This window comes from Saccharothrix tamanrassetensis (assembly GCF_014203665.1).
Classification (GTDB): Bacteria; Actinomycetota; Actinomycetes; order Mycobacteriales; family Pseudonocardiaceae; genus Actinosynnema; species Actinosynnema tamanrassetense.
Window position 1 is genome coordinate 1,108,435 of sequence record NZ_JACHJN010000001.1, and the last position, 21,319, is coordinate 1,129,753.

16 protein-coding genes are annotated in these 21,319 nt (G+C 70.1%); 4 read left to right on the top strand and 12 right to left on the bottom strand.

Annotation, left to right across the window (positions count from 1 at the left end):
* Window positions 1-153: 153 nt before the first annotated feature.
* The 3 genes from FHS29_RS04495 to FHS29_RS04505 all read right to left on the bottom strand — a co-directional run bounded on the left by FHS29_RS04495 (window position 154) and on the right by FHS29_RS04505 (window position 3,910).
* Window positions 154-1,587, bottom strand: a complete 1,434-nt coding sequence (locus tag FHS29_RS04495; RefSeq protein ID WP_184688431.1) for a sensor histidine kinase — start codon at window positions 1,585-1,587, stop codon at window positions 154-156.
* Window positions 1,584-2,792, bottom strand: coding sequence for an IS701 family transposase (locus FHS29_RS04500; RefSeq protein WP_446689056.1), 1,209 nt, complete (start codon window positions 2,790-2,792; stop codon window positions 1,584-1,586). The genes FHS29_RS04495 and FHS29_RS04500 overlap by 4 nt, the downstream gene beginning before the upstream one ends.
* 68 nt (window positions 2,793-2,860) lie before the next feature.
* Complete coding sequence (locus FHS29_RS04505; protein WP_184688432.1) at window positions 2,861-3,910, bottom strand: hypothetical protein; 1,050 nt, start codon at window positions 3,908-3,910, stop codon at window positions 2,861-2,863.
* Window positions 3,911-4,363: 453 nt separating this feature from the next.
* On the opposite strand from FHS29_RS04505, the gene FHS29_RS04510 reads away from it, so the two are divergent.
* The 3 genes from FHS29_RS04510 to FHS29_RS04520 all read left to right on the top strand — a co-directional run bounded on the left by FHS29_RS04510 (window position 4,364) and on the right by FHS29_RS04520 (window position 9,843).
* Window positions 4,364-5,182 (top strand): helix-turn-helix transcriptional regulator, encoded by an 819-nt coding sequence (locus tag FHS29_RS04510; RefSeq protein WP_184688434.1) that lies wholly within the window; start codon window positions 4,364-4,366, stop codon window positions 5,180-5,182.
* 181 nt (window positions 5,183-5,363) lie between these two features.
* Window positions 5,364-6,827 (top strand): AAA family ATPase, encoded by a 1,464-nt coding sequence (locus tag FHS29_RS04515; RefSeq protein WP_184688435.1) that lies wholly within the window; start codon window positions 5,364-5,366, stop codon window positions 6,825-6,827.
* Between the two features lie 82 nt (window positions 6,828-6,909).
* The gene (locus tag FHS29_RS04520) at window positions 6,910-9,843 is read left to right on the top strand and encodes a type I polyketide synthase (RefSeq protein ID WP_184688437.1); all 2,934 of its coding nucleotides are present in this window, start codon (window positions 6,910-6,912) and stop codon (window positions 9,841-9,843) included.
* A gap of 82 nt (window positions 9,844-9,925) precedes the next feature.
* On the opposite strand, the gene FHS29_RS04525 is transcribed toward FHS29_RS04520, so the two are convergent.
* Genes FHS29_RS04525 through FHS29_RS04565 form a run of 9 tightly spaced genes read right to left on the bottom strand, consistent with a single transcriptional unit; the run spans window position 9,926 to window position 19,377 of the window.
* On the bottom strand, window positions 9,926-11,170 hold the full coding sequence (locus tag FHS29_RS04525; RefSeq protein WP_184688438.1) for a PP2C family protein-serine/threonine phosphatase: 1,245 nt from the start codon (window positions 11,168-11,170) through the stop codon (window positions 9,926-9,928).
* Window positions 11,139-11,600: an ATP-binding protein gene (locus FHS29_RS04530; RefSeq protein ID WP_184688440.1), complete on the bottom strand. Its 462-nt coding sequence runs from the start codon at window positions 11,598-11,600 to the stop codon at window positions 11,139-11,141. The genes FHS29_RS04525 and FHS29_RS04530 overlap by 32 nt, the downstream gene beginning before the upstream one ends.
* Entirely contained in the window at window positions 11,600-11,920 is a 321-nt protein-coding gene (locus FHS29_RS04535; RefSeq protein WP_184688442.1) for an anti-sigma factor antagonist, read from the bottom strand. The genes FHS29_RS04530 and FHS29_RS04535 overlap by 1 nt, the downstream gene beginning before the upstream one ends.
* Window positions 11,920-14,052 (bottom strand): glycogen debranching protein GlgX, encoded by a 2,133-nt coding sequence (gene glgX / locus FHS29_RS04540; RefSeq protein WP_184688444.1) that lies wholly within the window; start codon window positions 14,050-14,052, stop codon window positions 11,920-11,922. The genes FHS29_RS04535 and glgX overlap by 1 nt, the downstream gene beginning before the upstream one ends.
* Complete coding sequence (locus FHS29_RS04545) at window positions 14,049-14,384, bottom strand: STAS domain-containing protein (RefSeq protein ID WP_184688445.1); 336 nt, start codon at window positions 14,382-14,384, stop codon at window positions 14,049-14,051. The genes glgX and FHS29_RS04545 overlap by 4 nt, the downstream gene beginning before the upstream one ends.
* 29 nt (window positions 14,385-14,413) lie before the next feature.
* Window positions 14,414-16,240, bottom strand: a complete 1,827-nt coding sequence (locus FHS29_RS04550) for an AGE family epimerase/isomerase (protein ID WP_184688447.1) — start codon at window positions 16,238-16,240, stop codon at window positions 14,414-14,416.
* Complete coding sequence (locus FHS29_RS04555; protein WP_184688449.1) at window positions 16,233-16,901, bottom strand: DJ-1/PfpI family protein; 669 nt, start codon at window positions 16,899-16,901, stop codon at window positions 16,233-16,235. The genes FHS29_RS04550 and FHS29_RS04555 overlap by 8 nt, the downstream gene beginning before the upstream one ends.
* Before the next feature lie 15 nt (window positions 16,902-16,916).
* Window positions 16,917-18,524, bottom strand: coding sequence for a thiamine pyrophosphate-binding protein (locus FHS29_RS04560; protein ID WP_184688451.1), 1,608 nt, complete (start codon window positions 18,522-18,524; stop codon window positions 16,917-16,919).
* A gap of 28 nt (window positions 18,525-18,552) precedes the next feature.
* The gene (locus tag FHS29_RS04565; RefSeq protein ID WP_184688452.1) at window positions 18,553-19,377 is read right to left on the bottom strand and encodes a type 1 glutamine amidotransferase domain-containing protein; all 825 of its coding nucleotides are present in this window, start codon (window positions 19,375-19,377) and stop codon (window positions 18,553-18,555) included.
* 248 nt (window positions 19,378-19,625) lie between these two features.
* Here FHS29_RS04565 and FHS29_RS04570 point away from each other — a divergent pair, with 248 nt between their 5' ends.
* Complete coding sequence (locus FHS29_RS04570; protein ID WP_184688454.1) at window positions 19,626-21,281, top strand: NAD(P)/FAD-dependent oxidoreductase; 1,656 nt, start codon at window positions 19,626-19,628, stop codon at window positions 21,279-21,281.
* The last annotated feature ends 38 nt before the right edge of the window (window positions 21,282-21,319 follow it).

Sequence of the window (21,319 nt, forward strand, 5' to 3'; positions counted from 1 at the left end):
CCAGGCCCACGACGTCAGCGCGGCGACCTGGGCCACCCACGACTCCCACCTGCGCAACCACTCGACAGGCCGACACCATGTCCTCGATCGGGAGCCACTCCTCCACCAACTCCTGGGCGAGCCACTACATGACCGGCGCGGCGCGTTGCTCATCTAGCAGTGCACGCTGTCGGCAGGCAGCCGGACGGTGAACCTCGTGTCGCCCGGTACCGACGTGACGTCGATGGAACCGTTGTGCCGCTGGGTGATGATGTCGTGGCTCAGGTGCAGGCCGAGGCCCGTGCCCTGGCCGATGTCCTTCGTCGTGAAGAACGGCTGGAACAGCAGCGGCAACACGTCGGGCGCGATGCCGATGCCGGAGTCGCGGATCTCCACCACGGCGCAGTGCGCCTCCAGTTTGGTGCTGATCCACAGCTGCCCGCTGCCGTTCATCGCGTCGACGGCGTTGTCGATCAGGTTGGTCCACACCTGGTTCAGCTCGCTCGGGTAGACCGTCAGCGGCGGCAGGTCGGCGTAGTCGCGGTGGATGCGGACGCCCGTGAGTCGGGGCGACTGCATCGCCAGCGTCGCCTCCAGCCCCTCGGCCAGGTCGACCACCTGCACCGGCGCGCGGTCCAGGTTCGTGTACGCCTTGGCGGAGTGCAGCAGCGCGCTGATCCGCTGCCCCGCCTCCGACACGTCGCGCACCAAAGACCTGCTGTGCAGGGAAAGTCCGAGGTACCCGACCGCCACGTCGAGCGCCTCGGGCCGCACGGTCCGCGCGACCGTGGCCAGCACGCTGGGCACCACGCCGTGGTCGGCCAGCACCGTGTCGATGCCGTCCAGGCCCGTCACGCCGCGGTCCTCCAGCCAGTCCCGCACCGCGTCACTGAACTCGGCCGCCTCGAACGCGTCCCGCGGCCGGTTCACCTGCTCCCACGCCTCGGCCGCGGCGAGCATCGACGTGACCACGACGTGCTCCTCCGGCAGCGCGATCCGCCCCCACCGCCATGACCAGTCCGCCAGCTCCCGGACCGCGCCGCCCAGTTCCGCCACGGACCTGGACACCGCCGCCGCCGGGTTGTTCAGCTCGTGCGCCAACCCGGCGGTGAGGGTGCCCAGGCCCTCCAGCATCGCCCGCCGCCCGGCGTGCGCCTCGTACGAGTGGATCCGCCAGGCCAGCACCGGCAGCAGCACCTGGCACACCTGCGGGCAGCGCACCAGGATCTCCAGGAACGCGGCCCTGTCGTAGGCCAGCAACGTCGTCAGCCCCACGGCGGTGGCCTTGGCGACGTACCCGCCACCCGCGAGCAGCGGCAGCTCTCCCGTGAACTGGTGCGCCGCCGCGGGCTTGTCGTCCACGGGGGGCAGCTTCGCCATCCGCGCCGAGTGCCTGCTCAGCACGTGCTCGCGGCCGTCGACCACCTTGGTGATCAGCAGTTCGCCCTCGAGCAGGACGTAGAAGTGCCGGGCGATCTCGCCGTCCTCGAACAGGACGTCACCGTCCTGCAGCACGACGGGTTCGGCCTCGTCGTCGAGCCAGCGCAACTGCTCGCCGTTGAGCGTTGCGAAGAGCTCGACGTCCCGGAGCTGGTCGACGCGACTCACGCGTACGGCCGCAACGACATCTCGGGCTGCCGCTGCCGCTGCCGGTTGAGCGTGCTGTACGCGTGCGCCACCGACGCCAGCGTCACGTGGTGGTGCCAGCCGCGGAACGAGCGGCCCTCGAAGTGCCGCAGCCCGAAGTCGCACTGCAGCCGCGTGAGGTCCTGGTTCGTCCGGCCGGGCAGCCGCACCAGGCCGATCAGCTCCGACATGCGCGAGGAGTCGAGGTTGGTCAGCCACACCGAACTCGGGCGCACCCGACCCGACGGCCACTCCGCGAGCACCCGCCGCAGCCGCGGGTACGGCGCCCCCGGCACGATCCGCACCGGACCCGCGCCCGCGCGACCCGGCACCGTGGCGGCGACGAAGTGCGAGCCGGCCGGCCCGCCGTCGGCCCGGTCACCCCAGTGCACCGTCATCCGGCCGCGCCGGGCCGACAGGGTGACGAGCTCCTCCACCGTCACCTGACGTTCCGACGAGCGGTTCGCGGCGGGCACGGCGGGCGTGTCCGGACCCACCTGGACCACATAGGACAGACCGCGTTCCTCCAGGCCCTGCACCAGCTGCTCGACCTGGATCTCGTGCCGCGCGTCCACCAACACCGGCGGCGGCGTGAGGCTCCACTCACCGACCATCTCGTCGAGCGCTTCGAGCAGGTAGCTCCAGCGGTGCCGGTGCCGCTCGTCGGCGGGCACGTGAGTCCGCGCCCGGCGCTTGTCGTCGTCGTCCCAGCAGCGCGGCAGCATCAGCCGCCAGTTCACCGGGAAGCTGGACTCGTGGCAGGCCATGAACACGGCCAGCCCCAGCTGGCAGTTGAGGGTGCGGCGCGCGGAGGACACGTACTGCTTCGCCACGCCCACCGAGCTGTCCCCGTTCTTGGGGAACACCGCCTCCTGCACCACCCACGCCCGGGGCGTGACCTCGGAGACCAGGTGCCGGGCCAACCCGAGGCGGACCGGTTCCCAGCGCCACGGGCTCTGGTTCACGAACTGCTGCAGGCACTGGTCGGCGCGCCAGCCTACGACGTGGTCGGAAATGCGCCGGATGGACTTGCGGCCCGGCACGTAAATGAGGCCGCGGACGTACATCTCGGCCCAACGCCGTTGGTCCGAGCGGGTCAACGGCATGAAGAAGTCTTGACAAAAGCGCGACAGGTGCTCGGAGTCGTGCAAGATTACGGACTCGTATAACTCGCTGTCCTCACTCATTTTATTCCCCCGGAGAGTAGAACGTTGCGGCGACATCTACGGGCAAACCGTCGAGATGCGCCCGCCGATCAGGCGGAAGGCACCTTCTTCCGCACGTCCGGGACTGGCTCCACGGGCGGCGCGGGCAACTCGAAGTCGTACATCAGCCGGGCCGAGATCGCGCTGATGTGCGGCGCGTACCGGGTGCGCGCCGCCTGGAAGGCCCACCAGGCGTCCTGCCCGGTGCGCTCGGGCGGCAGACCCGCCGACACGGCGCCCCGCACGGAGTCCGTGAATGCGTGCTCCTCGCGGCCGTGCAGGCTGACGACGGACTTCGGCACGTGCAGTCCGAGCCGGATCGCGGACTCGTGCAGGCAGCACGTGCCGGTGTGCAGCAGGGCCCTGGTGTGCGGCGGCGCCCAGTTCGGCGCGACCGCCTGCACCAGCGCGGCGGCGTCGAGGACGACCACCGCGGCACGCAGCCAGACGAACTGGCTCGCGGGCCGGTAGTAGAGCAGCGACGGGTAGGAGACGTGCGTCGCGCGGATGTCGGCGAGCCACGCGGACCACTGCGCGAACATGCCGTCGAGCTGTTCGCGCGACCCCGTCCGGAGGTAGTCGGCCAGCAGGCTCTCGGCGTCCAGCGGGGTCTCCGCCGTGGCCATCAAGCCCGCGACCGAGAGTTCACGGCGCCGGAACGAGTCCGTCAACCGCAGCAGGTGCACCATGAACACCGACAGCACCATCACGCATGACACCCACGCGGGCAGCACGAGTCCGGCCGCCGCGCCCACTCCCTCGAGCATGAAGAACCGGACGACCTCGGTGAACCGCGGCGGCGTCGCGCCGGTCGAGACCGCCAGCAGACCGAAGCCGACGACCTGCAGGCCGAGCCAGCACCACGCCATCAGGAACACGCTCACCGGCGTGCACGTGTCGAGCACCCGTTCCCGCAACTGGTGCGGCAGGTGCCGCGCCAGCGGGAACACCACCGCCACCACCGCACGCACCGAACCGCGGGCGATGCGGGACGACGTCCGACGGGGCGTGAACACGGTGCGCAGCACGCTGAGCCACCCGGTCACCACCACGACGACGCCGAGCAGGCCCGTGATCGGTACCAGTACGCCAGAAACCATCGGAGTTTCCTCTCGTGGTGGTGCCTGCTCCCACCATGCAGGACCTGTCACCCCATTTCCCAGACCGTGCTTGTGGTGGCACTCCGGGTACCAGCATCGGCGGGAGAACCCACGCACGCCGGCGGTTCCCCGAACCCACGATCGTGTGTCCCGAACCGGACGTGCTCATTGCGACCGCGCCGTCCACAACCACTGGGAGGGCGATCTCGTTGTCGGAGCGCAAGGAAGATCAGCGTGCAGCAATCCGGTCGAGAGATTCTCGCGTTTCTCGGTGATGGCCACCATCGCCACCGGACTCATCGTGCGAACACGCCGCATCCCGGGTTCCCGAACCTCGAACAGAACTCTTCGCCGACCCCTCACCAGCGCGAATGCTTCCACCGACGAAAGGCGCCACCGGCGAACCGGGAGAGCGACCACGCGACTGCGTTACCCTCCGCAAGAGGTGGTGGAGTGCTCGACGGGGACAACGGCAGACGCGAACTCGCGCAGTTCCTGCGCAGTCGGCGGGAACGGATCAACCCGGCACAGGTCGGGTTGCCGGTCGGACCGCGTCGACGCACGGCGGGACTGCGGCGCGAGGAAGTCGCGGTGCTCGCCGGGCTGAGCCCCACCTGGTACTCCTACCTGGAGCAGGGCCGCAAGATCCGGCCGTCCTCCGAGGTACTCGACAGCCTCGCGCGGGTGCTGCTGCTCTCCGAGGACGAGCGCCGGTACATGCACCTGCTCGCGCACGGGCAGGTCGCCGAGTTGCACCCGCTGGAGACCGAGTTCCCGCCCGAGGAGATCGTGCAGCAGCTCGTGCAGGTGTCGGGCAGCGGCCCGTACCCGGTGTACGCGCTCAACCTCAGCGGCGACGTGATCGCGTGGAACCGCCCGGCGACGCGGTGGTACGCCGACTTCGGCGCGATGCCCGCGCACGACCGCAACATGGTGCGGTGGATGTTCACCGCCCCGGCCGCCCGCGTGCGGTTCGCGGATTGGGAGGCCGACGCGCGGGACATCGTGGCGCGGCTGCGCACCGTGCCCGCCCGCCGACCGCAGGACGCGCGGCTCGCGCAGCTGATCGCGGACATGCACCGGCAGAGCGCCGAGTTCAGCACGTGGTGGAGCGCGCACGACGTCACCGAGCAGCGCAGCAGGCTGCGCACGCTGCGCCACCCCGACTCGGGTGCGCCGCACACCATGCGGCTGGTCGTGGTGTACCCGTCCGACACGGCCTCGTTCATGGTGGCCTACCACCTGCCTGCTACGCCGAATGACGTTCTGTAGCCAGCCAAGTGCGCCGGTGTCCCCCGGACGTTCTAGGACTGTGTTATATCGCCGTTGACCGGATCACGCAGCGTCGGACACCGTGCTGGGTAGCCGCACATCCGCCGCGGCGTTCCGGACCGCTGTGACGTCGTGCTCGAAGGCACTCCCGGTCGCAGTCAGGTGAAGCCCAGGAGGCACCATGCCTTGGCACTTCGTCGGCAGGACCGAGCAGCTCGAGCGCATCCGGGCGACCGTCGCCGCCCCGGACGCGGGACCGCTGGTGATCACCGGCGAGTCCGGGATGGGCCGCACCACCGTGCTGCGCCAGGCTTTGGACGGGCTCGACGACACCGACCGGCTGATGATCCACCTGGCGCCCGACGGCGGCTTCCTGCCGTTCGCGACCGTGCACGACCACCTGCCCGAGGACTTCCCCACCACCGCGCCGCTGGGTGTCGGGGTGCGACTCGCCGTGGACGCGATCCTCGACCGCGCGGACGGTCGCCGCGTCGTCGTCGTGGTCGACGACGCCCACCTGGCCGACCACGCCAGCATGCTGGTCCTGCGCGACCTGCACCGCCGGGCGGGCGCGTTGCCGCTGATCACGCGGCCGAACGCGGCTACACCGGCGCGCGTGCCCGACCCGTTGGACTGCCTGCGCTACGAGCGCGGCATCCAGACGTTGTGCCTGCCGCCGCTGAACGCGGACGAGGTCGGCGTGGTGCTGAGCACCGAGCTGGGCGGCCGGGTCCGGCGGGCCACGTCCGAGGCGCTGCACGCCGTGACGCGCGGCAATCCCCGGCTGCTGCACGACCTCGTCGGCGAGGGCCGGATCGGCGACCACGCCGTGCGGGACGGCGGCACGTGGCGGTTCGACGCCCGCCGCACCACCGTGGGCACCGCGCTCGACGCCGACTGCGTCACCCGGTTGGTCGACGCCACCCACAAGGCGTGGTGCGAACTGTCGTTGGACCGGGCCGAGGAGCTGTGCTGCCTGGCCAAGTGGAGCGGCGCCTCCGAGCGGGTGGCGGCCGTCCACGCCGGGGTCCTGCTGCTGCGCGGCAAGGCCCGTGAGGCGCTGCGGTTCCTCGACTCCCTGCCGATCCGCCGGCTCGACGACAGCCCGTGGTCCGGTACCGCGCCGACCCGCGCGCTCGTGCTGGCACTCGGACTCGGCCGCACCGAAGAGGCCGGTGAACTGCTCCGACTGGTCGCGGGCACCAACCCCGAACGGCGCGCGCACCTGCTCGCGCTGCGCGCGTGGCTGTTGGCCGTGACGGGCTCTCCCACCGAGGCGACGACCGCGCTCGACGTGCTCGACCGCGACGCCGACCGCGACGCGGCGCTGTTCACCAGGGCCGCCCGCGCCGCCGTCGAACTGGCGCGCAACTCGCCCGCCACCGCTGTGCCACACCTGCGGCGCGCGCTGATCGTGGCACAGGCCCGCCGCGAGGACTTGCCGTGGATGACGCCGTACCTGACCGCGAACCTGATCGACGCGCTGCTGCTGGCCGGCAGGCTCACCGAGGCGACGGCCGTCGCGTCGGAGTTCCACGGCGGACGCCGCGACAACGGCTGGAACGTCGTCGCAACCCTCGCCGAGTTGATCCAGCACCGCGTGCCGACGCACGTCGGGCCGCTCACCGTCGGACTGGCGTCCTAGCCCCAGCGCCCGCTTCTCGGTGCCCGCCCCGATCACCTGGACGGGCACCTCCTTTGCCGAACGCCGAGACAGGAGATGTCACATGGGGCACACATCCGCAGAAGACCGGAGCAGAGACCGCGAGCAGATCGCCATCGTCGGCCTCGCGTGCCGATTACCGGGCGCACCGAACGCCCAACGGTTCTGGGAGGTGCTCGACCGAGGTGAGGACCGCGTCGGCGCGCCTCCCGTGTCCAGGTCCGACACCGACGCCCGCGCGGGCGGTTACCTCGACGACGTGGCGAGCTTCGACGCCGCGTTCTTCGAGATCTCGCCACGCGAGGCCGTCCGGATGGATCCGCAGCACCGGATCCTCACCGAGGCCACGTGGGTCGCCCTCGACGACGCGGGCCTGTCCGCCGAGTCGCTCGCCGGGTCGAGAACCGGCGTCTACACCGCGTGCCTCGGCTCGGACTACTGGGAACTGCTGCGGCAGACGGGCTTCAACGACATGCACGGCCTGACCGGGTCCGCGCTGCACGGCGCGGCCGCGGGCCGGATTTCGCGGATGCTCGACCTGCGGGGCCCGAGCATGGCGCTCGACGCGACCTGCTCCTCGTCGCTGCTGGCGGTGCACCTCGCGTGTCAGAGCCTCATCTTGGGCGAGACGGACTTCGCGGTCGTCTCGGGCGCGAACGTTCTGCTGGACGGCGGCTACTGGGACGCGTTGACCAGGGCCAGGGTGCTGGCGCCGGACGGGCGCAGCAAGTTCGGCCACGCCGAGGCCAACGGCTACGGCAGGGGCGAGGGCGCCGCGTCGGTGGTGCTGCGGCCCTTGGACGCCGCGCTGGCCGCCGGGGACCGCGTGCACGCGGTGATACTGGGCAGCGGCGCCAGCAACAACGGGTGCAGCAGCATCGCGCTCATCACGCCGTCCAGCGACGGCCAGGAGGAGGCACTCCGGCAGGCGCACCGCGGCGCGCGCGTCCGCGCCGCCGACGTCGACTACGTGGAAGCCCACGGCACCGGCACGGTGTCGGGCGACCAGGTGGAGTTGTCGGTGCTGAACAAGGTGTTGGGCGAGGACCGGCCCGCGGGCGACCGCTGCCTCGTCGGTTCGGTCAAGACCAACATAGGCCACACCGAGGCCGTGTCGGGGCTCGTCGGCCTGATCAAGACCGTGCTGGCGATCGAGCACCGAACCGTGCCGGCCACCCTGCACGTCGAGCGGCGCAACCCGCTGCTCGACGAACCGGACTGCGCCGTGGAGCTGGTCGCCGCAGGCACACCGTGGCCCGATCGGGGGAAGCCCGCGCTGGCGGGGGTGAGCTCGTTCGGGCTGTCCGGGACGAACGTCCACGTCGTGGTGGGTGAGGCGCCCGCGGTATCACCGGCGCAGCCGGTGCACCGGGCGGCGCACGTGCTGCCGCTGTCCGCCCGCTCCCCCAGCGCGCTGCGCGCCTTGGCCGGGGAGTACTCGGAGACCTTGGACGGCGACCTGCTGGACCTCTGCTTCAGCGCGAGCGTGCGCAGAACCCACCACGAGCGGCGGATCGCCGTGACCGGCTCCGACCGGGAGTCGCTCGTGGCAGGCCTGCGGGCCTTCGCGGCGGGCGCCGAGCACTCGGCGGTGACCGTCGGGGTCGCGGGTACGCCGAAGATCGTCTTCGTGTTCCCCGGCCAGGGCTCGCAGTGGGTCGGCATGGGCCGGGAACTGCTGGTGGACAACGATGTATTCGCGCGCAGGCTGCGTGAGTGCGATGCGGCCGTGCGGGCGGAGACCGGGTGGTCGGTGATCGACCGGCTGCACGACGACCGGCCGTTGACCGCGGTACGTGAGGTCCAACCGGTCCTGTGGGCGGTGCAGGTGGCGCTGGCCGCCGTGTGGCAGGACTGGGGTGTGCGACCGGACCTCGTGATCGGGCACAGCATGGGCGAGGTGGCCGCGGCCACCGTGTCGGGTGCGCTGTCCCTCGAGGACGGCGCCGCGGTGATCTGCCGCCGCAGTGCCCTGATCACGACGCACTGCCAACCCGGCGGCATGGTCGCGGTCCAACTCGGCGCACGGGACGCGGCACGGTCGGTCCACGGCCACCAGGGCGAGCTGTGCGTCGGCGTGGTCAACAGCGCGCACTCCTCGGTGATCTCGGGTGACCACGTGGCGCTGGCCGAGGTGGTCAAGGCGTTGCGGGAACGCGATGTGCACTGCACTCGGGTGGACGTCGAGTTCGCCTCGCACGCACCGCAGGTGGACCCCGTGCGGCCGTTGCTGGCGCAGGCGTTGAGCGGGCTGAAGCCGCGCACCGGGACCATCCCGATGCACTCCACCGTGCGGGACGAAGTGGTGGACGGCGCGTCGCTCGACGCGGACTACTGGATGTCGAACCTGCGCGAGCAGGTCAAGTTCGCCGCCGCGGTGGAATCGGCGGCCGAGGACCGCACGCTGTTCGTGGAGATCAGCCCGCACCCCGTGCTGGTGCACGCCGTCGAGGACGGCATGGACCGCATGGGCAGCACTGGTGCGGTCCTCGCCTCGACGCGTCGCGACCGTCCCCAGCTCGCTGAGCTGCTGAGGGCTCTGGGGGTCGTGTACGCGCAGGGCGGCAACGTCGCGTGGGAGCGGGTGCAGTCGGGCGGCAGGTTCGCCGATCTGCCCGCGTACCCGTTCCAGCGCAAGCACTTCTGGCTCACCGACACACAGGGACCGGTTCTGTGTGACCACTACTCCACCGCACCCGCGCAAGCGGTGATCGCGGTGCCACCGAGGTCGATCGCGGACTTCGAGCGTTACCTGCGCACCCGGGTGGGCGCGCTGCTGCAGATCCGGGACGAGGACCTCGACCTGGACCGCACTCCCGGCGCACTCGGCCTGGACTCGCTGCTGGCGACCCAGCTGCGGCTGGCCGTGGAAAGGGAACTGGACTGCAAGGTTCCGACGAGGTTGTTCTTCGGCACGGCCCCGCTGCGCCGGCTGGCGCGCGAGCTGCACCTACGCGCGGGCGAGGCCCGCCCGGACTGGGCGACGGCGATCAGCTGACCGGGGACCACGACGGCCCATCCCCGCGGTGGGGATGGGCCGGCGTGGTGTCAGCGCAGGGGTTCGCCAGATCGAGGAGAGGTCAGCGAACGGCGGTGCGCCGCAACGCCAGCATGGTGATGTCGTCGAATTGCTCGGCCGCGCCGACGTGGTGGTGCAACCCGGTGTCGACCCGGTCCAGCAGCGCTTCGGCGGACGGCGCGGAGCCGCAGGCGATGTCGATCAGCGAATCCATGCCGAACTGGCCGCCCACGCCGTTGCGGGCCTCGACGACCCCGTCGGTGTAGACGAGCAGCGAGTCGCCGGGGTCCAGGCTGGTGTGGTGCAGCAGGAACCCGCTGTCGGCGAGTATCCCGACGGCGGGACCGGTGGGCTGCAACAGGGTGTGCCCGCCGCGAGCCCGTGCCAGCACCGGCGGGTTGTGACCGCCGTTGATGTAGAGCAACGCGCCGGACACAGGGTCGAGCACCCCGAAGAACAACGTCGCGAAGTAGCCCTGCCGCAGGTGGTTCTTGGCCATGTACCGGTTGGTCCCGACCACGGCCTGCACCAGCGGCCCGGCGCCCAACGCCAGCAGCGGGGTCAACGCGGTGCCCGCGGCGACCGCGCTGTCCGCCCCGACGTCCGGCTCGGCGTCGTGCAGGTCCCACCCGCCGGTGTGCTCCGCGGTGTGCCGCAACAAGGTCCGGATCAGGGCCATGAACAACGCGGCCCCGACGCCCTTGTCGCACACGTCGGCGACGATGAACCCGAGCCTGCGCCCGTTGACGAGTTCGAAGCCGTCGTAGAAGTCTCCGCCGACCTGCCGGGCCGGCCGCGTGCGGGCGGCGAACTCCCACCCGTGCGGCGAGGGCAGCGTCTCGGGCAGGAACCCGGCCTGGATCTGGCGGGCGATGTCGAGGTCCTGCTCGTACTGGCGCAGGCTGGCCGCGGCGGCCAGCTCCTCGACGGCCAGCGCCAGCTTCCCGCGTTCCTTGCACGACGCCATCCTGCTGCGCAGCAACGTGGGCAGGAACGGCGGCGCGACGAAGTCGAACCCGCTGCGCACGCACGACTCCAGCGCCGCGTAGTCCCCCTCCTCCGGGAACACCAGCAGCGTCGGCGGCGGCGTCCCGGCGTTCAGGTGCCGGCTGAGCAGGGCGATCTTCTGCAGGCCGAGCGAGGCCGAAGCCAGCACGACGTCGACCGCGCTGCCGTGCACCGGGTCGACCACGACCTCGTCGGGTGTCCGGTGCACGACCTCGAAGGAGCCGTCCCGCAGAGCCCGGTCCAGGTCCGGGATGGACGCCGCCCGCTCAACGATCACCAGCGCGACCATCTTGTCCATCCGTACCTCCCGACGAAGTTCTCCGCACGACCAGCGTGTTGAGGTTGCGACCGCCGACGTAGTCGTAGGCGAAGTAGTCCAACCCGCGCAGCGCGAGGTACAACCCGAACCCGCCCTCCGGCCCCTCGGTGGGGTCGGCGGCCCCCAGTCGGGGGCCGGGGTCGTGGGTGTGGGGATCGAACGGCGGGGCGGAGTCCTCGATGCGCAACCGCACGCCGTCCGGACCCGCCTCGCCCTCGATCTCCACCACTCCCCCGGCGTCGCCGTAGCCGTGCAGCACGATGTTCGTGGTGATCTCGTCCGCGGCGAGCCGCAGCCGGTAGACCTGTTGCGGGTCCAGGCCCGCCTGCCGGGCGAGCGAGCGGACGAACTCGGCCAGCTCCTCCCCGGCGCACCGGCCTTCGCGCAGTCTGAGCCGGTGCTGGGTCATCACGTCTCCACGGGATCCTGCATGATCACGCTGCGGTCGAAACCGGTCAGCCTGATCGTCTCGGCGACCTCGGGCCGGACGCCCACGAGGACGATGTCCACACCGCGCCCCATCTTCTGGTGCGCGAACACCAGGCAGCGCAGGCCCGCGGACGACAGGTAGGCCAGCTCGTCGACCAGCAGCACCAGGCGCCGCACGGGTTGCGCGTCGATCTCGGCGATCAGCTCGTTCAACACCGGGGCGGACCTGGAGTCCAGGTCGCCGATCAGCCGAATGGTGACCACACCGTCGTCGGTGGTCGACTTCGCTCGGAAACTCATCAGTCCTCACCTCTGGAGATCGACGAACGGGTGCCGGCGGTCAGCACCAGGACGCTGCGCGGGCCGATCCGGATCGACGACTGGTCGGCCAGCCGCGGTTCGGAGCCCGGTTCGTGCGAGTCGCCGGGCGATGGTGCCGCCGTGTCGGCGAACACGTGCCACGCCAAGTGCTCCGGGAGTTCCGGCAGCTCCAAGTCGCAGCCCTCCCAATGCGAGTTGGCCGCTACGTAGACGATGTCACCGTCGCGCGTGCAGTGCATCGCGGCCAGTAGCCTGCTGTAGCCCGACCACTCCGGCGTCCAAGCGTGCGCGCCGTGCCAGCTGGTGTCCGGGAAGATCCCCTCCCCGGTGTGGCCGGTCGGGTGCTCGCGGCGGCGCAGTGCCGGGTGCGCCTTGCGGAACGCGATCGCGTTGCGCACGAAACGCACCAGGTCGGAGTTGCGGTCCACCAGGTCCCAGTCGAACCACGAGATCTCGTCGTCGTGGCAGTAGGCGTTGTTGTTGCCCTGCTGGGTTCGGCCCGCCTCGTCACCCGCGACGATCATCGGGATGCCCAGGCTGGTCAGCAACAGCAGGAACGCGTTGCGCTGCTGCCGTCCGCGCAGAGCGAGCACCTCGGGGTCGTCGGTCGGCCCCTCGGCGCCGCAGTTCCACGAGTGGTTGGCGTTGTCGCCGTCGCGGTTTCCCTCGCCGTTGCCGTCGTTGTGCTTGTCGTCGTACGACACCAGGTCGTGCAGCGTGAAGCCGTCGTGGGCGGTGACGAAGTTGACCGACGCAACCGGCCCTCGACGATGGTAGAGGTCCGGCGAGCCGACCATCCGGGTCGCCAGGTCCCCGGTGACGCCGAGGTCACCGCGCAGGAACCTGCGCACGGTATCGCGGTAGCGGCCGTTCCACTCGCCGAAGCGGCAGTAGTCCGGGAAGCTGCCGACCTGGTAGAGCCCACCGGCGTCCCAGGCCTCCGCGATCAGCTTGCAGTCGCGCAGCACCGGGTCGCCGGCCAGGGTTTCGACCAACGGCGGCTCCATGAGCGACCGGCCGTCCTGCGCCCGGCCCAGGATCGACGCGAGGTCGAACCGGAACCCGTCGACGTGGAACTCCGATGCCCAGTACCGCAGGCAGTCCAGCACGAAGCCGCGCACGACCGGGTGGTTGCAGTTGACGGTGTTCCCGGTGCCGCTGAAGTTGTAGTAGTAGCCGTCCGACGTGAGCATGTAGTAGACGCGGTTGTCCAAGCCGCGGAAGGAGATCGTCGGGCCGAGCTCGTTGCCCTCCGCGGTGTGGTTGAACACCACGTCGAGCATCACCTCGATGCCCGCCTTATGCAGCTCCTTCACCAGGTTTTTGAACTCGTCGACCTGCATCCCGTGCCTGCCGGTCGCCGCGAACGACGCCTTGGGCGCGAAGAAGCCGACGGTGCTGTAGCCCCAGTAGTTGTGCAGCCGGTCGCCGGTGGTCGGGTCGACCCGGACGTTGTCCATCTCGTCGAACTCGAACACCGGCATCAGTTCGACGCAGGTGACCCCGAGCTCCTTCAGGTACGGGATCTTCTCGACCAGCCCGGCGAACGTGCCAGGGGCGCCCACCGCGGCGGACGGGTGGCGGGTGAATCCGCGCACGTGCGCCTCGTAGACGACCAGGTCCTCCTCGGGCAGTCCGAGCGGGCGGTCGCCCTCCCAGTCGAAGTCGTCCGGCGCGATCCCGGATCGGCGCGGGAACTCCTGGTCCCGGTCGACCGGCACGCCCCAGATCTCCTGGCCGTTCAACACCTTCGCGTACGGGTCGACCAGGATTCTGGTGGCGTCGAACCGGTGCCCCTCCTCGGGCCGGAACGGGCCGTCGGCGCGGTAGCCGTACTGCGTGGTCTCCGGGTCGATGCCGAACACCGTCATCGCGTACACGCCGCCGATCCGGAACTCCGCGGGGAACGGGAGCTCCGCGAAGGGCCCCCGCTCCCCGCGTCGGAACAGCACGAGCGTCATGGCGGTGGCGTTGTTCGAGTAGACCGAGAAGTTGACGCCGCCCGGCACCTCCGTGGCGCCGAAGGGCATCAACCGTCCGCTCCGGACCGACAGGCCCGCGATCCAGTGCGTCGGGTAGGCGTCGATCCGCTGTGGCAACGTCCTGCTCATACCGCCAACGCCTCCAGTCCCTCGTCGACCGTGTCGGTCACCGTGAAGAAGGAGAGGAACCCGGTCGCGGACATCATCGCGAGCACGTCCTCCGGCACGCAGGAGAGCACCAAGCCCACCTTGTCCTGCCGAGCCTGTCGGTAGACGAGCAGGAGGACCCGCAGGCCCGCGCTGGACATGTACGACATCCGGCTCAGGTCGAGCACGACCGTCCCGTCACCCGGCACCAGGTCGTCCAGGCTCCGCTGCACCTCCGGCGCGGTGTGGCTGTCCAGCTCGCCGTTCAACGCGATGACGGTCACCGTCCCGCGCATGTACTTGTCCACCTGCATGTCAAATCGCCCTTCACGACGCGCGGCGGCTAGTCCTCCACGGGCGACAGGTGCGCGCGCACCACGACGTCGCCGGTGGCATCGGCCAGGTTCACGGTCATCGCGACCGGATCGAAGTCGGAGCAGGGCCGGTCGTCGATCTCGACCCAGTCCAGTCGCACCCGGCCGGGCGGCAGGGCGTCGGGCGCCACGCGCAGCACGCGGTCCGGGAACCCGTCGGGCCTCGGCTTGAACCACAGCGTCAGCGGCTCGCCGTGCAGCAGCAGGCGGCCGTAGACCGTGGACAGGAAGGCGAGTTCGGACGCGTGGTACATGCTCATCGAGTGGCTGCCCTTGAGCCGCTCGTTGCCGAGCAGGTACGGGGTGCCGTCGGCGAGCACGTTGAAGTAGACGCCGCCCTCGTCGTGGTCGAGGAAGAAGGCGTTGTAGAACGAGGACGCCTCCCTGGCGTGGCGCAGGAAGCCCTCGTCGCCGGTGTTGCCCGCGAGGAGCAGGTAGGCCAGGATGGCCTGCTCCTGCTGCCACCACGCCTTGCGGTCGTGCCACACGAACCGGTGCGCCGTCTCGCCTTCGCGCAGCGTGCGCTCGACGACGTCGTACCAGCCGCCGCGCCACTGGTCGCTGCCCACCTCGGGCATCGACCGGCCGAGCTTCTCGGCCAGCTCGACGTACTCCTTCTTGGGGCGGATGGCGTTCATCCGCATCAGGTTCCAGGCGATCTTGAGGTTGTGGCCCACGACCGCGCTGTCCTGCTGCCAGCGCCAGGTCCGGTCGGGCGTCCAGTCGGCGTGGAAGCGCTCCTGCACGAACGGGCTGCCGTCCTCGGGGAAGTGCTCGACGATCAGGTCGAACGTCTCCTCCAGCATGTCCGCGTGCCGCTTGTCGCCGGTGGCCAGGAACAGGTTGATCAGGTACGCCGGGGCGTGATCCCCGACGGAGTTCCAGTTCTTCCTCGACTTGTTGTGCCCCAACGACTCGTGGTCCGGGCTGAGCAGGATCGGGTCGATGTGCGAGAAGTACCCGCCCCGCTGCTCGTCGTGGAAGAAGTTCTTGAACAAACGCAGCGTGCTCTCGATGTCGGTGGAGATCCGCGGGTCGCCGGTCACCCGGTAGGTCTGGGTCGGGCCGACCAACGCGTAGATCTGCTCGTACATCGCGATCGCGTCGTAGTCGTCGTCGAAGTCGGACGTGAACAGCTTCGACTCGACGCCGTCGCGCACGTCGACCCCGTGGTACCAGTACGTCACGTCCTCGTCGCGGTCCACGAACCGCATGTGCCGGCGCAGGTACTCGGTGCCGCGCTCGGCCACGCCGAGGAAGTCCTCGTCGCCGGTGAGCATGTAGGCCGACGCCATGCCGTACACCAGGCGGGAGATCGTGTCGGTCTCCTGCACGTGGTGGTCGGACTTGTCGCCGCCCAGCCGCAGTATCGTGCGGTAGTCCGCGTAGTCGACCGGGTTCTTCGTGCCGAACTGCGCGCGGCGGTAGAAGCGGGCCAGCTCGCCGAGCTGCCGCGCCCACCACCCGTGCTCCTCGAAGTTGAAGTCGCCGGGCTTGCGGCCCAGGAACAGCAACCTCCTGACCATGAACGACTCCTCGCCGCGGCCTGGGTAGAAGATGCCGTGCGCGTAGAGGTACCGGCCGGGCCGCAGCAGGTCGTCCACGTGCGCCGAGGCGTCCAGGTACGGGTCGCCCAGGTTGCGCAGGAACTCCGCGGAGGTCGTCTCGGTGATCGTCATCCGCAGGTTCCGGCCGTCGCTGGTGCGCAGGTCGACGATCGACCGGTCGCGGTCGTAGGCCGTCACGTACCCCGCGACCAGGTCGGAGAACGTGTGCTCGGGGGTCCGGTCACTCATGCGGCGCTCCTAGGGGTGCGAGTTGCGTCGTAACGGACCGCCACCACTTCGCTCCGCCCCGCTCGCTGCGCGCGGCGACCATGTCGATGATGGTGCGGGCGAACAGGTGGCAGTGGCTCGCGCTGCGGCCGGTCACCAGGTCGCCGTCGACCACGACGTGCTGGTCGGTGTAGTGGGCGCCCATGTTGTGGATGTCGCTGACGAGGTTGTTGTGGCACGTCACGCGACGGCCGCGGACCACCCCGGGGATCGGGGACACCAACCACATCCCGTGGCAGATGACTCCCTTGAGGACCGACGGCATCGCGAACGCCCGCTTGAGCAGCTCGACCGCGGGCGGCAGCTGCGTGACGTCTTCGCTGTAGCGCAACCGGTCCGAAACCATGCCGGAGGGCACGATCAGCGCGTCGAACGTGCTGAGCACGTCGTCGTCCACCGCTTCCAGGTCACCGCTGACCGTGAACGGCAGCTGGTACTCGTGACCGGTGAAGGTCATGGAGTCCTGGCCCCACAAGCGGGTCAGGAACACCGTGCGCGCGCCCTCCTCGGCGAACCGGCGCTCGTAGTAGTGCAGTTCCGGTTCGACGTAGTCGCTCTCCACGAGGATCGCGATGGTACGGCCCGCGAGCCGTCCGCCGTCCCGGATGATGATGTCGGCCATGGGTATTTCCTCGACTCATCCGGTGAGCAGGTCGACCAGGAACGGACCGGTGTGGCTGAGCATCCGGCGCACGGCGTCCTCGACCTGCGAGGCCTTCTCGACCCGGATCCCGTCCACGCCGAGGCTGTTCGCCAGACGGACGAAGTCGATCTCGGGCCGGGACAGGTCGAACGAGTCCGGGAAGTCGTGGCCGGGGATGTCGCGTTCCTGCCAGTACTGCTCGATGTTGAGGTCGAGCAGGTTGTAGCGGTGGTTGTTGCAGATGACGAACTTGGCGGCCAGCTCGTGGCGGGCCGCGGTCCACAGCGCCTGGATCGTGTACATGCTGCCGCCGTCGCCGGTGAAGCCGACCACCTCGGCCTCGGGGCGGGCGAGCTTGGCGCCGATCGCGCCGGGGATGCCGATGCCCAGCGAGCCGCCCCTGGTGCAGAAGTAGGTGCCGGGTTCGCGTGGTGGCAGGTACTTCACCATCGACGGCGACGCGGTCAGCGCCTCGTCGAACACCACCAGGCCCTCGGGCGCCTGCCGCGCCAGCTCGGCCGCGAACACCTCCATCAGCGTGGCGTCCTCGGTGGGCTCCGGGATCTCCCAGGTGACGACGGCGGGCTTGGGGGTCCGGCCGGCCGCCGTCAGGCCCTGCGACAACGCCGCCAGCGTCGGCTTCGGGTCGGCCACCAGCGCCACGTCGACCGGGAAGTTCTTCGCGATCTCGTAGTCGTCGAGGTCGATGTGGACGATCTTCGCGTCCGGGTGGAACGGGCTGTCCAGCAGCGGGAAGACCTCGGGGAACACGTACGTGCCGACGATCAGCACCGCGTCCGCGTCCCCCACCACCTCGGCGCTGCTCGCGCCGAACATGTGGCCCAGCTGCCCCCGGTTGAGCGGGTGCACGGCGTCCATGTTGAGTTCGGAGTCGTCCACGCCCCACACCGGCGCGTCGAGCTGCTCGGCCACCGCGGTCAGTTCGGCCTGGGCGTCCGCCACCGAGATGCCGTCACCCATCATGATGATCGGGCGCTCGGCGTCGTACAGGGCGTCGACCGCACGGTCCACCTCGGACTGGACGGGCACGCTCTTGCGGCTGGGCACCGTGCTGGGCACGACGGGCTCGGTCGTGTCGGCGTCCAGCACGTCCATCGGCAGTGCGACGAACACCGGACCGCGCGGTTCGGTCATCGCGATCTTCACGGCCCGGCGCAGCACCCGCAGCAGCGAACCGGGGTGCGTCACCCTGGTCGCGTACTTCGTGACCGGCCGCGCCATGGCCACCAGGTCCGAGGCCATCTGGGCGTCCATCGCGTCGTACCGGACACCCGACTCGCCCGCGATCACCACGAGCGGCGAGTGCCCGCGCTTGGCCTGGTAGAGCATGCCGATGCCGTTGCCGAGCCCGACGCCGGTGTGCAACTGGACCAGGGCGGGCCCGGCCGTGGCGCGGGCGTAGCCGTCGGCCATCGCGATCGCCACGGTCTCCTGCAACGCCAGCACGTACTCGAAGTCCGGGAGCCCGTCGACGACGTCGAGGAAACCCTGCTCCACCGTGCCCGGGTTGCCGAACATCCGGGTGATCCCGTCGGCTGCGAACTGTTCGAAAATCGCGACCTTTCCCGGCCTCGCGGTCATCGGAGTTCTTCCCCCTCGAAATAGTCGATTACCAGCCGAACTTGCGCAGACCCTTTTCGAGGACCTCGACCATCTTCCGGCCCGCCAGGAAAGAGTCCGGCGTCGACCGGGCGGTGATGAACGGGTAGTCCACGAGCACGGACGTCTCACGCCCCACGTTGCCGTGGTAACGGCCGGTCGGACCGGTCGCGTCCTGCAGGACGTACTCCAGTGGGTACGGCGGCGGACCCATGTTGAAGTCCGTTCCGATGAACCCGGTGCCGTCCTTGTAGTCGTACTCCTTGCAGTGACCCGTCACGTGCTTGCCGTCGATGATGCTCCGGCGGTCGTCCCAGTTCCGGGCGAACGCGAGGCAGGTGACGCCGTAGCACTCGGCGACGATGGGCTTGTCGGCCTCGACGAACGCCAGGATCAACTCGTGCAGCCTGCCGTTGTTCGCCAGGTCGACGATCGGGCCGCTGCCGCCGACGATGACCATCGCGTCGTACTGCTCGATGTCGGTCTCGATCGCGCCCAGGTCGCGGTAGTAGGCCTCGATCTTGCGCAGGTAGTCCGGCTCGCTGAAGTACGGCCGGTCCGGGATCCACGCGGTCAGCGACAACGGGTTGTCGAGGCGGCTCGAGCCGTCCAGCGCGGTGGCGGCGACGGCGACCTCCGGGGTGGTCACCGAGCGGCCCAGCGGCGGGTCGACGTAGCCGGGGTCGAGGCTCGGCGGCAAGGCCTGCGGGCGCTTGCCGGTGGCCGTGGCGAACACCGCCTGATAGCCGTTCTCGTCACAGGCCACCACGGGTCCGAGGAGTTCCTCGCCCCAGTACCCGTATTCCGAGAGAATGAAGAGGATCTTCTTGGACATGAGTTCTCCTGCCGGCGCCGGTCACATTTCCGGTTGCTTTGACGAGTCAAGCAACCTGATGGCGGCCGGACAAGGGAGGCGGGCACACTTCGACAAGTCGACGTGCCGGGCCCACCACTTCGTCAAGTGCTCCGGACGTCCACAGAAATGTGGACGCACTCCGTCAAATAGGCGTCCCGTGACCGTGGGTGACCACTGCACACTGCGCTGGAGACCTCATCTTGTCGACGCGGTAGTTCGGAGAACCGATGCCTGCTCAGCCCCGCCCCACGCTGCTCGCGGTGGACGACGATCCGCACGTGCTGCGGGCGATCCGCCGCGACCTCAACCGCGAGTACAACGGGCAGTACCGGGTGCTGGCCTCGCAGTCGCCGTCGGAGGGCTTGCGCGTGCTGGAGGCGTTGCGCGCGCGCAAGGAAGAACCCGCCCTGATCCTGGTCGACCAGCGAATGCCGGAAATGACCGGGATCGAGTTCCTGGCCTCGTCGCTGGACTTGTTCCCGTCGGCCCGACGGGTGCTGCTGACCGCCTACGCGGACACCGGCGTGGCCATCGACGCGATCAACCGCGTCAGCCTGGACCACTACCTGGTCAAACCGTGGGAGCCACCGGAGGAGCTGCTGTACCCGGTGCTCAACGACCTGCTCGCCGACTGGCGGCTGTCGTACTCGCCACCCTACGGCGGGATCCGGATCATCGGGCACCGCTTCACGCCCGCGACCCACCAGCTGCGCGACTTCCTCACCCGGATGCACCAGCCGTTCCGGTTCGTCGACGTGGAGCGCGACGCGTCCGAAGTGGACGGCATGGAACTCGGCGCGCTGCCCGCCGTGCTGCTGCCCGACGGGACGCGACTGGACAAGCCGTCGCACACGGACCTGATGGAAGTGCTGGGGTTGGGCGGGGAAACCCTGCAGCCGCACTACGACGTGGTGATCGTCGGCGGCGGACCCGCCGGCCTGGCCGCGGCCGTGTACAGCGCCTCCGAGGGCCTCTCGACGATCCTGCTGGAGTCCTACGTCCCCGGCGGGCAGGCGGGTACGTCGTCGCGGATCGAGAACTACCTCGGCTTCCCCGCCGGGGTGTCCGGAGCCGAACTCACCCGGCGCGCGGTCGCCCAGGTGCGCAAGTTCGGCGCCGAGGTGCTGTCCCCGGTGTCCGCGGTGTCGCTGCGCTCCGCCGGCCGGGGCCGCGTGATCACGCTGTCCGACGGCAGCGAGATCAGCGGCAGCACCGTGCTGCTGGCCACCGGCCTCGCCTACCACCGCCTGGACGCGGCAGGTGCCGAGCGGTTCGAGGGCGCCGGGATCTACTACGGGGCAACGTCTTCCGAGACGACGTCGTGCACCGACCAGCACGTGTGGATCGTCGGCGGCGCCAACTCCGCGGGCCAGGCGGCGTTGCACTTCGCCCAGCACGCCAAGTCGGTGTCGATGGTCATCCGGGGCAAGGGCCTGGACGCCGGCATGTCCCGCTACCTGGTGCACGAGATCGAGCACACGCCCAACATCCGGGTGCTCACCGAGACCCGCATCGTGGCCGCCGACGGCAACGGCCGGTTGGAGCAGATCACCCTGGAACACGTCACCACCGGGGCACTGACCACCGAGCCCGCCGAGTACGTGTTCACCTACATCGGCGCTCGGCCGCGCACGGACTGGCTCGACCAGTCGGTTCTGCGTGACGCCAGAGGTTTCGTGCTCACCGGCCCGGACCTGTGCCTCGGCGGGACGTCGCCGCTGCGATGGGAGCAACCACGTGAGCCGATGCTGCTGGAGACGAGCATGCCCGGCGTGTTCGCCGCCGGTGACGTGCGGTCGCAGTCGATCAAGCGCATCGCATCCGGTGTGGGCGAGGGCGCGATGGCCGTGGCCTTGATCCACCACTACCGCGCGGTCTGCTGACAGCGTTCAAGACCCGAACGTGCCCGCACACCGGGGAG

Excerpts from the sequence above, each read along its gene's own strand:
- FHS29_RS04515 (WP_184688435.1), top strand. The coding sequence starts at position 5,364 with ATGCCTTGGCACTTCGTCGGCAGGACCGAGCAGCTCGAGCGCATCCGG.
- FHS29_RS04530 (WP_184688440.1), bottom strand. The coding sequence starts at position 11,600 with ATGACCCAGCACCGGCTCAGACTGCGCGAAGGCCGGTGCGCCGGGGAG.
- FHS29_RS04535 (WP_184688442.1), bottom strand. The coding sequence starts at position 11,920 with ATGAGTTTCCGAGCGAAGTCGACCACCGACGACGGTGTGGTCACCATT.
- FHS29_RS04550 (WP_184688447.1), bottom strand. The coding sequence starts at position 16,240 with ATGAGTGACCGGACCCCCGAGCACACGTTCTCCGACCTGGTCGCGGGG.
- FHS29_RS04525 (WP_184688438.1), bottom strand. The coding sequence starts at position 11,170 with ATGGACAAGATGGTCGCGCTGGTGATCGTTGAGCGGGCGGCGTCCATC.
- FHS29_RS04560 (WP_184688451.1), bottom strand. The coding sequence starts at position 18,524 with ATGACCGCGAGGCCGGGAAAGGTCGCGATTTTCGAACAGTTCGCAGCC.
- FHS29_RS04500 (WP_446689056.1), bottom strand. The coding sequence starts at position 2,792 with ATGAGTGAGGACAGCGAGTTATACGAGTCCGTAATCTTGCACGACTCC.
- FHS29_RS04555 (WP_184688449.1), bottom strand. The coding sequence starts at position 16,901 with ATGGCCGACATCATCATCCGGGACGGCGGACGGCTCGCGGGCCGTACC.
- FHS29_RS04565 (WP_184688452.1), bottom strand. The coding sequence starts at position 19,377 with ATGTCCAAGAAGATCCTCTTCATTCTCTCGGAATACGGGTACTGGGGC.
- glgX (WP_184688444.1), bottom strand. The coding sequence starts at position 14,052 with ATGAGCAGGACGTTGCCACAGCGGATCGACGCCTACCCGACGCACTGG.
- FHS29_RS04505 (WP_184688432.1), bottom strand. The coding sequence starts at position 3,910 with ATGGTTTCTGGCGTACTGGTACCGATCACGGGCCTGCTCGGCGTCGTC.
- FHS29_RS04545 (WP_184688445.1), bottom strand. The coding sequence starts at position 14,384 with ATGCAGGTGGACAAGTACATGCGCGGGACGGTGACCGTCATCGCGTTG.
- FHS29_RS04520 (WP_184688437.1), top strand. The coding sequence starts at position 6,910 with ATGGGGCACACATCCGCAGAAGACCGGAGCAGAGACCGCGAGCAGATC.
- FHS29_RS04570 (WP_184688454.1), top strand. The coding sequence starts at position 19,626 with ATGCCTGCTCAGCCCCGCCCCACGCTGCTCGCGGTGGACGACGATCCG.